General features: G+C 63.6%; 13 protein-coding genes. 6 read left to right on the top strand and 7 right to left on the bottom strand.

What is annotated here, in order from left to right; genetic code table 11:
• Positions 1–3 precede the first annotated feature (3 nt).
• From DMO26_RS16775 to DMO26_RS16750, 6 genes are all read left to right on the top strand, one after another.
• On the top strand, positions 4–1668 hold the full coding sequence (locus DMO26_RS16775) for a UGSC family (seleno)protein (RefSeq protein WP_117193294.1): 1665 nt from the start codon (positions 4–6) through the stop codon (positions 1666–1668).
• 3 nt (positions 1669–1671) lie between these two features.
• On the top strand, positions 1672–2631 hold the full coding sequence (locus DMO26_RS16770; protein WP_117193293.1) for an NAD(P)/FAD-dependent oxidoreductase: 960 nt from the start codon (positions 1672–1674) through the stop codon (positions 2629–2631).
• 7 nt (positions 2632–2638) lie between these two features.
• Entirely contained in the window at positions 2639–3328 is a 690-nt protein-coding gene (locus tag DMO26_RS16765; RefSeq protein ID WP_117193292.1) for a GntR family transcriptional regulator, read from the top strand.
• A 101-nt stretch (positions 3329–3429) separates the two neighbouring features.
• On the top strand, positions 3430–4479 hold the full coding sequence (locus DMO26_RS16760; protein WP_117193291.1) for an ABC transporter substrate-binding protein: 1050 nt from the start codon (positions 3430–3432) through the stop codon (positions 4477–4479).
• A 194-nt stretch (positions 4480–4673) separates the two neighbouring features.
• Positions 4674–6422, top strand: coding sequence for an ABC transporter permease (locus DMO26_RS16755; RefSeq protein ID WP_205421229.1), 1749 nt, complete (start codon positions 4674–4676; stop codon positions 6420–6422).
• Between the two features lies 1 nt (position 6423).
• Positions 6424–7494: an ABC transporter ATP-binding protein gene (locus tag DMO26_RS16750; protein WP_117193289.1), complete on the top strand. Its 1071-nt coding sequence runs from the start codon at positions 6424–6426 to the stop codon at positions 7492–7494.
• A gap of 2 nt (positions 7495–7496) precedes the next feature.
• Here DMO26_RS16750 and DMO26_RS16745 read toward each other — a convergent pair whose 3' ends face one another.
• From DMO26_RS16745 to DMO26_RS16715, 7 genes are all read right to left on the bottom strand, one after another.
• Positions 7497–7874: an HVO_A0114 family putative DNA-binding protein gene (locus DMO26_RS16745; RefSeq protein ID WP_117193288.1), complete on the bottom strand. Its 378-nt coding sequence runs from the start codon at positions 7872–7874 to the stop codon at positions 7497–7499.
• On the bottom strand, positions 7874–8245 hold the full coding sequence (locus tag DMO26_RS16740; protein WP_117193287.1) for a toxin-antitoxin system TumE family protein: 372 nt from the start codon (positions 8243–8245) through the stop codon (positions 7874–7876). The genes DMO26_RS16745 and DMO26_RS16740 overlap by 1 nt, the downstream gene beginning before the upstream one ends.
• A gap of 37 nt (positions 8246–8282) precedes the next feature.
• Entirely contained in the window at positions 8283–9029 is a 747-nt protein-coding gene (locus tag DMO26_RS16735; protein WP_117193286.1) for an ABC transporter ATP-binding protein, read from the bottom strand.
• Positions 9026–9835, bottom strand: a complete 810-nt coding sequence (locus DMO26_RS16730) for an ATP-binding cassette domain-containing protein (protein WP_117193285.1) — start codon at positions 9833–9835, stop codon at positions 9026–9028. Before DMO26_RS16730 ends, DMO26_RS16735 begins: the two co-directional genes overlap by 4 nt.
• On the bottom strand, positions 9832–10689 hold the full coding sequence (locus DMO26_RS16725; protein WP_117193284.1) for an ABC transporter permease: 858 nt from the start codon (positions 10687–10689) through the stop codon (positions 9832–9834). Before DMO26_RS16725 ends, DMO26_RS16730 begins: the two co-directional genes overlap by 4 nt.
• Positions 10686–11660, bottom strand: coding sequence for an ABC transporter permease (locus DMO26_RS16720; RefSeq protein ID WP_226951318.1), 975 nt, complete (start codon positions 11658–11660; stop codon positions 10686–10688). Before DMO26_RS16720 ends, DMO26_RS16725 begins: the two co-directional genes overlap by 4 nt.
• A gap of 83 nt (positions 11661–11743) precedes the next feature.
• Complete coding sequence (locus DMO26_RS16715; protein WP_226951331.1) at positions 11744–13213, bottom strand: ABC transporter substrate-binding protein; 1470 nt, start codon at positions 13211–13213, stop codon at positions 11744–11746.
• Between the last annotated feature and the right edge of the window lie 88 nt (positions 13214–13301).

Raw genomic sequence — 13301 nt, 5'->3', positions numbered from 1 at the left:
GCAATGCTGCAGCAGGGCCAGCCCGAAAGCGGACAGCCGCTTCTCACCGTCCATAACCCGATGGGTTATCCCCCGAAGGTCAGCCGCAAGCAACCGGCTGACCGACCGGCCAGCCTGGACGGCAAGGTGGTCTACCTGGTCGATAGCCGCTTCGACGACTCGGTTGAGCTTCTCAAGGAAGTGCAGGCCTGGTTCGAGCGCAATATGCCGTCAGTCAATGTGCGTATACGCCAGATGGCCAACACGTATTCAAAAGACGATCCGCAACTCTGGGAAGAGATCAAGGCGAACGGTCACGCTGCGATCATCGGCGTCGGCCACTGCTCCACTTGCGCACCGGCCGTCACCACCCATGCGATCACGCTGGAAACCAAATACGGCGTGCCGACCGCCGCCATCCATACCGAAAAGTTCGCCAAGGTCGTCCGCTCCGTTGCCAAGATGGGCGGCCTTTCGCAGCAGCCGCTGGTCTTCGTGCCGCAGCCGGTCATGGGCAAGACATCCGAGGAGCTGCGTGCCTATGTGGAGGGCATGGACCCGATCAACGGCAAGCCGGTGATGCGGGAGATCATCGAGGCGCTGACGCTCGGTCTCGGCTCCGGCGAAGACGCGCAGTTCGAGCGCAGCACGCCGCGCCACGTGGAGCCGGACACGGAAGACAATCTGCACGCCGCCTTCCTGCGCAACCACTGGACCGACAAGCTGCCGATCATCCTGCCGACCGACGCGCGCGTCGCCGACATGCTGGCCGGAACGTCCCGCAAGCCGGACGAGGTGGTCGGTCACATGCAGCCGACCACCAATCGCGGGCTGTGGGAATACACGGTCGAGAAGGTTGCCGTGAACGCCGTCATGGCCGGCGCCTCGCCGGAATATTTTCCGATCATCCTGGCGCTTGCGGCAGCGCAGGTTTCCGCCCGCGGTTCAACGTCCTCGTCGGCCGCGGCCATGGCGGTCGTCAACGGCCCGATCCGCGGGGAGATCGGCATGAATTGCGGTGTCGGCGCGCTTGGCCCCTACAGCCACGCCAATGCCACGATCGGCCGCGCTTTCGGGCTTCTGTCGCAGAACCTGCAGGGCGGTTCGGTGCCCGGCGAAACCTTCATGGGTTCGCTTGGCAACAACTACACCTACAACAACCTGACATTCGCTGAAAACGAGGAGCGCAGTCCGTGGGAGCCGCTGCACGTGCAGAAGGGTTTCGACGCAAGGACGAGCACCGTCAGCCTCTTCCACGGCTGCCGTTCCACCACCTTCAGCCTCGGGCTGCGCAAGGAATACTGGCGCGAACACGTGCGCGACATGCTGCTCGGCACCGATGCGATCACCGCGCCGACCCTCGTTCTCGACCCGATCTGCGCCCGCCAGTTCATCGATCGCGGCGGTTTCGTGAAGAAGCAGGATTTGCTGAACTTCATCTACGAAACGGCGCAGATGCCGGCCGGCCGTTATTGGGATCTGCAGCTGGTGCAGAACTACATCTATCCCCGCGCCACCTATGGCGAGGAGCCAATGGCCGGCAAGCTGAAGGCCGGCAAGGATGAACTCGTCCACATCTTCCGTCCGCAGGACATCAATGTCGTGGTCGTCGGCGGCGAATCGAACGGCTACTGGCAGATCTACGGCGCCCATTACCGCACCACCGTTTCCATCGACGACTGGCGCTGAGACATGGGGAACGATTACGACATCGCAGTCATCGGCGCCGGCGTGGCGGGGCTCAACGCCGCCATCACCGCCGCCCGCCACGGAGCCCGCACCATCGTCATCGACAGGCTGGGCGCCGGCGGCCAGGTGATCAACATCGACCGCATCGACAATTTTCCGGGCCCCGCCGAAGGCATGTCGGGCTTCGAGCTCGGGCCCATGCTGCAGATGCAGGCGGACGAAGCGGGCGTCGAATTCGCGCTCGATACGATCGAGGCGGTCTCGAAGACCGATGCCGGTTTCCGCATCGCCGGCAGCGATCTCGACCTGACGGCCGGCGCTGTGATCGTCGCCGCCGGCTCTGCAAAACGCACGCTCGGCATCCCGGGCGAGGAGACGTTCGAGGGGAGGGGCGTTTCCCACTGCGCCTCCTGCGACGGTCCGCTGATGCGCGGCAAGGACGTGTGCATCATCGGCGGCGGAGATTCGGCATTGGACGAGGCTCTGGCGCTGGTGCCGCATGCGGCGCGGATCACGATCATCCATCACGGGCCGAAACTGACGGGAAGTGCCACCCTGCAGGCGAAGGTCCGGGATGCCTCCAACATCGAGGTGAAGCTCGAAACGCTCGCGACTGAGATCCGCGGCACCGACGGCGTCGATGCCCTTCACGTGCGCAATCTCACCACCGGCGCGGCAAGCGACATCCCTTGCCACGGCGTCTTCGTGTATGTCGGCCTCGAACCGAACACCGCCTTCCTCGGCGAGACAGTCGCCTTGGCTCCGGATGGCCGGATCGTCGTCGATCTCGACATGCAGACCTCGGTGCCCGGCATCTTCGCCGCAGGCGATATCCGCGCCCGTTCCGTCGCGCATCTCGCCGCCTCGGCCGGCGACGGGGTGACGGCGGCGATATCGGCGGTGCGCCACCTCGCGGCGGACGGTATCGGAGAGCCGGTCCAACATTACGCATCGGCGGGGTAGGGCAGCGATGAACATGCAGGCGAAGGGAAAACACGGCAAGCCGAGCGTTCGCGACGCAATCGAGCAGGATATCGTCACCGGTTTTTATTCGCCCGGAGATCGGCTCGACGAGGCAAGCCTTGCGGCCCGCCATCAGGTTTCCCGCACGCCGATCCGCGAGGCGCTGATCCAGCTGAACGCCATGGGCCTCGTGCAGATGGTGCCGAACCGCGGCGCTTTCGTGACGCAGCTGACGATCACCGAACTGGTCGAGATGTTCGAGGTGATGGGCGAGCTGGAGGCCATGTGCGCCCGGCTTGCGGCCCGTCGCATCCGGCCGGAACAGCTCGCCAGGCTGGAGGAAGCGCAGGCCGCCTGCGCTTCTGCCCAGCAGGCCGGCAATTCCGACGATTATTATTACGCCAACGCCGAATTCCACCGGCTGATCTACGAGGCGAGCGGCAACGGCTTTCTTGCCGAGAACGCCCATTCGCTGCAGCGGCGGCTCAAACCCTATCGCCGCCTGCAATTGCGCGTGCCGGGCCGCGTCAACAGTTCGCTTTGCGAGCACGAGGAGGTGCTCGCGGCGATCCGTGCCCGCGACGATGCCCGCGCCCGCGACGCAATGCGCGCCCATGTGGTCATCCAGGGCGAATATTTCAGCGATTTCCTGGCGCTGATGCGCCCGGTCGAACGCCAGCTCATACCCGGGGAGTGAAGAGGAGAACGTTTCGGGAGCAGGCGGAGGAAAGTGCATGAACCCTGGGCTCGGGAGGGAGCCTTTGCCGGCCGAAGGCCGGTTCAACGGGAGGAGAGATCATGAAGCATGCCTTCAAATATTTAGCCGGATTCGTTCCGGCGCTGCTGCTCACCGCCGGCATTGCCGGCGCCGCGGAAATGACCGCCGGCGAAAAGCAGCTTTACGAAGCCGCCAGGAAGGAAGGTTCGGTCACCTGGTACGTCTCGCAGACGACCACCGAATTCGCCGACGGCATGTGCGGCCTGTTCAAGAAGAGATACGAGGGCGTCGGCTGCAACGTCGTGCGCGCCTCCGGTCAGGTCATCTTCCAGCGCCTGGTGCAGGAACTGCAGGCCAAGGCCGTGCAGGGCGATCTGATGTCGACCAATGACGACGGCCAGATGGCGCAGTTGAAGGAAATGGGCGCGCTCGCCCAGTTCGCGCCGGAAAACCTGAAGGACATGGTTCCCGAACTGCGCGCGCTGGCCGACAAGGAAAACTACTGGATCACGTCCGGCGTTTCTCCGCTCGTCATCGCCTACAACACCAAGCTGGTGACCGAAGCCGAGGCGCCGAAGAACTGGACCGACCTGACCGACCCGAAATGGAAGGGCCAGGTCGCCATCGGCCATCCGAGCTTCTCCGGCAGCGTCGGGCTCTGGACGATCATGATGAACGACCTCTACGGCTGGGATTTCTTCACCAAGATCGAGAAGAACAAGCCCCAGATCGGCCGTTCGGTCGCCGACGGGCATAACCTCGTCGTCTCCGGCGAACGCAAGGTGGCGCTGGCGCCGCTACCGCTGATCCTTTCGGATGCCGCCGCCAAAAGGGCACCGGTCGCCGTCGTCTACCCGACCGACGGAGCGCTGCTGCCGCCTTCCGCCACCGCGATCATGAAGGATGCGCCGCATCCGAATGCCGCACGCCTCTTCGAAAACTTCCTGCTCGGGCCGGAAATCGCCGAGTATTTTTCCAAGGACTATCGTTATCCGCTGCGTGCCGGCGTGCCGCTCGCACCGGGCATGAAGCCGCTCGACAGCTACAAGACCAAGTCGATCCAGATTTCCGACGGCATCAAGAAGCTGCCGGACGTGCAGTCGAAGTTCCGTGACACGTTCGGTATCTGAGCCGCCCCCTCCGGAGGCCGGTCCGCCGGCCTCCGCTTATGCCCGCAAGCGCGGGTGAACCGACGCCTCTAGAGCAATTCCAGCAAAAGCGGGAACCGATTTTGCATCCGGAATTGGGTAAAAACAAAGACATAGAGCATTGCAGGCGACTCCTTTTCGCCGGAAATGCGCTGGTGATGAAGTGAGCGCCGATCATGACGAGTGTTTCCGATACCCACGCGATGGGCTGGTCGAAGGACGAGCCGGCCAAGGTGCGCGTGCCCTGGCGCCAGCGCCTGCAGCCGGCCAATCTGCTCTGGCTTTTCCTCGCCGGCATTCTGGCGGTGCTGATCATCGCGCCGATGTGGACGCTCGTCGTTTCCAGCTTCACGGATGCCAAGACGGGCGGCTGGACGCTGCAGAACTATGTCGAGGCCTACGGCAAGGAGCGGCATATCACGGCGCTCACCAATACGCTGAAGATGGGTGCCTGCGTCGTCATCCTGAAACTCATGTTCGGCGTGCCGCTCGCCTGGGCCTGCACCCGTACCGACATGCCCGGCCGCAATTTCGTGCGCTACAGCGTGTTCGGCGCCTTCATCATGCCGCCCTATCTCGCCGGCGTTGGCTGGATCCTGCTCGCCGGCCCCAATACCGGCTGGATCAACAAGATCTGGCATGCCGTCTCCGGCTCCACCGAACCGCTGGTCAATATCTTTTCCTTCGGCGGCCTCGTTCTCGTCACCGCGATCGGCGGCTTCTTCCTCGTCTTCGTGCTGGTCAGCTCCGCCTTCGAGATGATCAATTCCGAGATGGAAGACGCCGCCAACATTCTCGGCGCCGGCCCGTTCAAGACAGCGATGAAGGTGACCTTTCCGCTCGTCATGCCGGCGATCATCGGTGCGGCACTGCTCTCCTTCCTCGGCGCGATCGCGCTTTACGGCGTGCCGGCGCTGATCTCGATCCCGGCGCGCTATCCGGTCGTGGTCATCCAGCTCACGGAATTCTTCTCCTTCCCCCTGAGGATCGAGGTCGCCGCCGCCTATTCGATCCCGTTGCTCCTGATCACCGCGGCACTGCTCGGCCTTCAGAAACTCATCCTGCGCCGCAAAGGCTATGTTTCGGTCAGCGGCAAGGGCGGCGAGCGGCGCATCGTCAAGCTCGGCCGCTGGCGCTGGGTCCTGTTCGCCTATTGCATGATCGTCGTGTCGCTCGCCGTCATCATGCCGCTTTTCGTGCTGCTGCTCGCCGCCTTCTCCGAAAGCTGGACGACCGGATTCTCGCTGTCGAACCTGACGCTCTCCAATTTCCATTACGTACTCTTCGAGCACTCCAGCTCGCAGCGGGCGCTGATGGGCAGTATCGGGCTCGGCATCGCGGCGGCGACTGTGGCGATCACGCTCGCGCTGTTCATCGCCTATATCGTCCAGCGCAAGCTCCTGCCGTTCTCCAGCGTGCTCGCCTTCCTGGCGGTCTCGCCCTATGTCGTGCCCGGCATCGTGCTGGCGATCGGCTTCTACGCGGCCTATGCACTGCCGCCGATCGCGCTTTACGGCACCTACATGATCATGGCGCTCGCCTTCATCACACGCTTCCTGCCGATCGCGTTCACCACCAGCTCGGCCGGCGTGCGCAGCATCCATCCGGAAATGGAGGAGGCCGTGCGCATCCTCGGCGGCGGGCGTACTACGGCGCTCCGCCATGTCGTCGGGCCGCTCTTGAAGCGCACGCTCGCCGGCGGCTGGCTGCTGATTTTCGTGCCGGCGGCACAGGAACTTTCGACCGCCATCTTCCTGGTCGGTCCCACCACGCGCGTCGTTTCCGTCGTGCTGCTTGATCTCAGCGAGGAGGGCGAGCTCGAAAAGCTCGCGGCGCTGGGCTCCGTACTTTTGATCATCATCGTAGCGGTGGTCGCTCTCGGGATGAAATATCTCGGCCGCGACTTCATGTTGAGGAGGAGCTGATATGGACGGACTTGTCCTCAAGAACCTGGGCCGCCGTTTCGGTGCGGTCGATGCGGTCAAGGATTTCGACCTGCATATCAAACCCGGCGAATTCGTCTCGCTGCTCGGTCCTTCCGGCTGCGGCAAGACGACGACGCTTAGGATGATCGCCGGCTTCATCGATCCGACCTCCGGCTCGATCGAGCTCGACGGCAAGGTGCTGTCGGCGCCGTCAGGCTCGGTGCCGCCGGAAAAGCGCGGCATGTCGATGATCTTCCAGTCCTATGCGATCTGGCCGAACATGACGGTGGCGCAGAACGTCGCCTTCGGCCTCAACCTGCGCAAGCTGCCCTCCGACGAGGTGAAGAAACGCGTCGGCGCGGTGCTCGAAACGGTGCGCATGAGCCATCTCGCAGACCGCTACCCGGCCGAGCTTTCCGGCGGCCAGCAGCAGCGTGTGGCACTCGCCCGCGCCGTGGTCATCCGCCCCGCCGTACTTTTGCTCGACGAGCCGCTCTCCAATCTAGACGCCAATCTGCGCGAGGAAATGCGCTTCGAAATCAAGCGCATGCATGACGAGTTCAAGATCACCTCGGTCTATGTCACCCACGACCAGGGCGAGGCGATGGTGACCTCCGACCGCATCGCCGTGATGAACAACGGCCGGCTCGAACAGATCGACAGCCCCTACGCGCTCTATAGCCGCCCGAAGACGCGCTTCGTGGCAAGCTTCATCGGCCGCACCAATTTCCTCTCCGGAAACTGCGGCAACCACATGATCGACTTCTCCGGCTTCAGCGTGCCGCTCGGCATGCTCGGCGAAGAAGTGACCGGCGGCGGCCCGATCACCGTCTCGATCCGCCCGCAGGCGATGAAGCTCTCGGCCACCGAAGCCGGCAGGGACAAGGCGATCAACCTCGAAGGCTCCGTCAAGCAATCCTCCTTCCTCGGCGAGACCTGGGATTACGTCTTCCAGTCCCGCGAAGGCGGCCTGCAATTCCGCGTCGCAGCCCCGCCCGCCGACGTCTTCCAGGTCGGCGCCCCCGCCTGGCTGCAGATCGACCCGAAACAGATCGTGCCGATTGCGGATTGAGTTTAAGAGGCGCGCGAAAGCAGCGGCAGGTCGAGGACGATGTGATCATAGGGAACGCGGGGAATGATCCGCCCCTGTTCCCCATCCTCCAGCTCGACCAGCCCGTAACGCGCCATGGTCTTCAACGTGCGGGAAAGATTGGATTTGGCGCGGCCGGACAGTGTTTCGAGTTCAGCGAGCGAACCGGGCTTGCGTTGCGCAATGAGATCCAGCAAGGCCTGATTGCGAGCCGAGAGAACCTTGGCCAAGCTTTCAAGCGAGGTGAACCACACGGTCGGATCCTCTTTGCCCGGCTTCTGTTCTCCGCGGGCAATGGCCATGGTCCGCGCCTTCATCTGGTCGAAAGTGGCAATTCCAATTCGAAGCGTTTTATCCGTCATCAGATCACTCCTCGTTCCCGAAGCACCGCATCCACTTCCTTCCAGAAGTCTTCGAGCAGCGTTCCGGCATCGCTATAGTCATAGGGCCGGATCGTGCGCAGGCGATGCCTATGGTCGTATCTTGCGGTACGTCTTGCCGAGGGCCCGCTTCCCTCGCTGATCGGATGGGCATTGTCGAAGCCGACGATGCGTTCGCCCGTATCGTCATGCAGCGTCAGCGAATAGCTGAGGCCGTGCGGACGTGCCTCGCTGGCTTCCACCCGGATGACGACGAACTTCACCCAATATTTGCCTTCCGGATCGACGAACAGCGTCCGCCCGTGAAGGTCAAGCAAGGTGTCGAGGCTCGTGTCACGATCATGCCCGGTCATCAATATAGGTTATCAGATACTGATAACAAGAGACAAGTCACGCCGGCATCCTTGGAATGCTGGCGAGCAGTTTTCGCGTATAGGCGTGGCGGGGGGCGGCGAGGATATCGCGCGTCTTGCCGCTTTCGACGATCCGGCCGCGTTCCAGGATGATGGTTTCTTCGCAGAGCGAGGCGACGAGGCCGAGATCGTGGGAGACGAGCACGAAGGTGACCGTCTTCGACAGGTCCTTCAGAAGCTCGACGATGCGGATGCGGGTGGAGAGGTCGAGCGCGCTCACCACCTCGTCGGCAAGGATCACCTCCGGCCGCGAGACGATCGCCCGGGCGATCGCGATGCGCTGGCGCTGGCCGCCGGAGAATTCGTGCGGGTAACGTTCCACGGCATCGGCCGGCAGGCCGACGGAGGCGAGGGCACCTGTTACCGCGGCTTTCGTATCGCCGGGGATTTTCAGCGAGCGCAGCGGCTCGGCGATGATATCGAAGACCTTCTGCCGCGGATCGAGCGAGGAATAGGGGTCCTGGAAGACCGCCTGCACGGTGCGGCGGAAGCCGCGCATGAAATCGCGGTTGCCGGGATCGAGCGAGGCGCCGTTGACTGTAATCGTACCCTCCGAAGGCCGGTTAAGGCCGAGCAGCAGGCGCAAGAGGGTCGTCTTGCCGGAACCGGATTCGCCGACGATACCGAGATTGGCGCCTTTCGTGAGCGTCAGGCTGACGTCGTCGAGTGTCCTCTGTTTGCGGCTGTAGCCGAAGGAGACGTTGCGGACATGGATGAGGCTCATGGCGCATTCTCCAGCGCATTGTCAAAGGCGCGCGCCGCGGCGACGAGGCTCCGGGTATAGTCGTGGGACGGCTCGCGGAAGACGGTTGAGACCGGCCCCTGTTCGACGACCCGACCGTGTCTGAGCACGATGACCCGATCGACCGTGCCGGCGACCACGGGCAGATCGTGGCTGATGAAGAGCAGCGCCATGTTGCGCTCGCGGACCAGTTGGCCGAGCAGTCTCAGGATTTCGGCCTGGGTGGTGACGTCGAGCGCCGTGGTGGGCTCATCGGCGATCAGGAGCTTTGGTTTGCAGGCGAGCGCCATGGCGATCGCGGCGCGCTGGCGCTGGCCGCCGGAAATCTCGTGCGGCCAGGATTCGGCGATGCGCTGCGGCTGCGGCAGCGCCACCTGGTCGAGCAGGTCGAGCACCTCGCTCATGACGCTTGTCGCATCGGTCGGGCGGCCGTCGCGCTTTGCCCGGCGGCGCACGGCCTGGCCGACCTGCCGGCCGATCTTCATCAGCGGGTCGAGGGCGGTGAGCGGTTCCTGGAAGACGACGGCGGCCGTTGCGCCGCGCAATGGCACGAGATCGCGGTCGCGCGCTCCGACCACCTGCCTTCCGTTGAGCAGGACAGAGCCGGACACTTTCAGGCCATCTGCCAGGAGGCCGATCGTGGCCAGCGCGGTCAGCGACTTGCCGGAGCCGGATTCGCCGATCAGGCCGAGCCGCTCGCCCGGCGCGACGGCGAAGGAGATATCCGAGACAAGAGCCTTGCCGCCGGCGTGGACGGAGAGGTTTTCGATATGGAGAAGCGGGTTCAACGGCGCCTCCTGCGGGTCGGATCGCCAATGTCGCGCAGGCCGTCGGCCAGCAGGTTGATGCCGATGACGAGCAAGACCAGCGCGATGCCGGGCGCAATGGCGCCGAAAGGCGCGGTATAGACCGTACCCTGCGCCTCCTGCAGCAGCCGTCCCCAGGAAGCGTTGGGCGGCGGGGCGCCGAGACCAAGATAGGAGAGCGAGGCCTCGGCGATCACCGCCAGGCCGAATTGCAGGGCGAGATTGACGAGCAGCGTCGGCCAGATATTCGGCAGGATATGGATTGCCACGACGCCGAGCCAGGACGTGCCGGAAATGCGCGCGGCGGTAATGTAATCCATCCGCAGAACGCGTTTCGCCAGGATGCGGGTGAGCCGTGCGACGATCGCCGAATTGGCGATACCGATCGCAACGATGGCGGTGCCGAGGCTGGCGCCATCGCTCGAAGCCACGATCAGCATGGCGAGCAGCAGCGTCGGGAAGGCGATCAGGATATCGAGGCTGGCGGCCAGTATGTCGTCCAACGTCCTGGAGGCGAAGGCGGCGAGGAGGCCGATGGTGATGCCGATCAGCCCGCCGATGATCACCGCGCCGGTACCAACCACGAGCGCGATGCGCGAGCCGATCATGATCAGCGTAAAGAGGTCGCGGCCGAGCCGGTCGGTTCCGGCGAGGTGGGAAAGCGACGGCATTTCCAGCCGGCCGCCGGACATCCCGGTCGGATCGTAGGGCGTCCAGAAGAGCGTCGAAAGGCCGATAACGAGGTGCAGGCCGACGATGATCGCACCGATCGTGAAGGTCCAGGACCGGCGGGTGCGGCCTTCGGGCGAGGCTGCGACGAGGTTCGTATCGGTCATCGGTCGCTTCCCGCCGCGCGGCCGCGCAAGCGCGGATCGATGATGCGTTGAGCGAGGTCGGCCGCAAAGCCGACCAGCAGCACGAGCAGCGTCGAGATGAACAGCACGCCCTGGACGTTCGGGTAATCGCGCTGCTCGATGCCGAGCAGCAGCATGGAGCCGAGACCCGGGAGCGAAAAGACGCGCTCGACGACGACGGCACCAAGCAGCGTCGAAGCGAGTTCGATGCCGAGGATGGAGATGACCGGCACGGCGCCATTGCGGATGCCATGGCGGATCAAGGCTTCCGAAAAGCTCGCGCCAAGCGCGCGGGCGGTGCGCAGGTAATCGCTGCCCAACACATCCTGCGCAGCGGAGCGCACATAGCGGATCAGCGAGGCGGACATGACGATGGCGATCGTCACCACCGGAAGCACGAGGGCTTCGAAAGCCGCTTCCGGCCGCTGCCAGCCGCGCGACGGGAAGCCGCCGGATGGAAAGAAACGGAGGTTCACGGCGAAGACGGTGACCAGAAGAATGCCGATCCAGAAGACCGGCACGGCGATGCCGAGCTGCGAGACGACCGAGATCATTGAGCCATACCAGCGGTCGGCCTTCACGGCGGCGACGATGCCGAGCGGCAGGGCGATGGTGATCGCCAGCAGGAAGGACATCAGCGTCAGCGGCACGGTGACCGCCAGCCGCTTGCCGATCTCCGGCAGCACCGGCGCATGGCTGACGAAGGAATTGCCGAGGTCGAAACGGGCAAGGCTCGAAACGAAGCGGACAAACTGTTCGGAAAGCGGCAGGTCGGAGCCCACCTGCCGGCGGGCCGCCTCGATCTGCTCCGGATCAGCACCGACCGAAACCAGCGCATTGGCCGGATCGCCCGGCAGCAGGCGCAGCAGCAGGAACAGCACGGCAGCAGCGATCACGATCGAAACGATGAGAATGGCCAGACGGCGCAGGAGATAGGAAAAAATGGCCGGCACCTTTCACGGGAAAACCGCCCGGCAGGGAACCGGGCGGCCAGCTATATAGCGCAGATTATCGATTTGCCGATGGCAGGTTTCGATCAATCGGCCTTCTTGATGCCGGAGACGAAGAACTGCGAATTGAGGCCGTTGACCGGATAACCCGTCACCGATTTCGCCGAAACGACGATCTGCGGATAGAGATAGATCCAGTTGCTGGCGGCATCCTCGGCGATGATCGTGTTGGCTTCCTTGAGCTTCGCCGTTTGCTCGTCGGTCGTGGCGCTCGCTTCCGCCTGCTTGATCAGGTCGATGACCTTCGGGTTGTTGTAACCCCAGTAGAAGTCCGGATTGCCGTAGAAGACGATGTCGCGGTGATTGACATGTTCCTGCAGGGTCGCCTGGAAATCATGCGCCTTGTAGATCTTCGAATACCATTCGTTGGCGGTGATGACGTTGATGTTCACCTTGACGCCGACCTTTGCAAGTTCCGTCTGCAGGAACTGCGCGGCGATCGGATGCGGATCGTAGTTCGGGGTGTCGATGGTGAAGGTGAAGCCGTTCGGGTAACCGGCCTCGGCAAGCAGCGCCTTGGCGCTTGCCGGATCATAGGCATCCGTTTTGGTGAGGTCGACATACCAGGGGTCGGTGGGCGGTACCATGGAACCGATCAGCGTACCGTAATCACCCCAGACGGCCTTCAGGAGCTTGGCGTCGTCGACGGCGCGCGCGAGCGCCTTTCGGACCTTGACGTTGTCGAAGGGTGCCACGCGGTCGTTATAGGCGAGCAGAAGCTTGGTGGTGGATTTGCCTTCGGCGACCGTGAAATCCTTGTTATCCTTGAACTGCTTCAGCGAGTCCGGGCTCTGGACGGAGGTGATGATATCCACCGAACCGGTGAGCAGGGCGTTGTTCAACGCCGTCGCCTCTGTGAAATACTGGAAAACGACATCGCCGTTCGTCGGCTTCTGGCCCCAGTAGCCGTCGAAACGGGTGAGCGCTAGCGAGGAGCCGCGGCGCCAGTCTTCCAGCTCATAGGGGCCGGTTCCGTCTTCGGTCGCGGTCAGGTTGGTCGCCGTGTCATTGACGATCCAGACATAGCTCAGGTTATAGGGCAGCGAGATGGAGCGCGAGGAGAGCTTGATGACGACGGTCGCGTCGTCCGGCGTCTCGATGCCGGCGATCGGCTTCAGGCTGTTCTTCCGGGAGCTCTTCGATTCCGCCGAGGTGACGCGCTCGATCGAGAACTTGACGTCCTTCGACGTCAGCGGATCGCCGGAATGGAATTTGACGCCCGGCTGAAGGGTGAACGTATAGGTGAGGCCGTCGTCGCTCACCTTGTAACTCTTGGCGAGAACCGGCTCGACATTGCCCGCATCCGTCAGGCGGAAAAGCGCCTCGTAGACATTGCTGTTGAAGGCTTCGTTGATGCCCTGGCCGGCGCCGGCGGTGTTGTCGAGGTTCTGCGGCTCATAGAGCGAACCGATGTTGATTGTCGCATCGGCATCGAAATCCTGAGCCTGGGCGGAGCCTGCGATCAGCGCACCCAAGAGAAGCGCCGCCGCCGTCATGGCGCGCGCCTTCAACGTCCCGATCATCCGGCTGCCGGACTTCGAGGCAACGCCCGTACGGGTCGTCAAACCGTTCATTTTGAAACTC

It is taken from the genome of Rhizobium terrae, from assembly GCF_003425685.1.
GTDB classification, from domain to species: domain Bacteria; phylum Pseudomonadota; class Alphaproteobacteria; order Rhizobiales; family Rhizobiaceae; genus Neorhizobium; species Neorhizobium terrae.
Note: the sequence above shows the minus strand (reverse complement) of the source record. Positions and strands in the feature narration are given on the sequence as shown.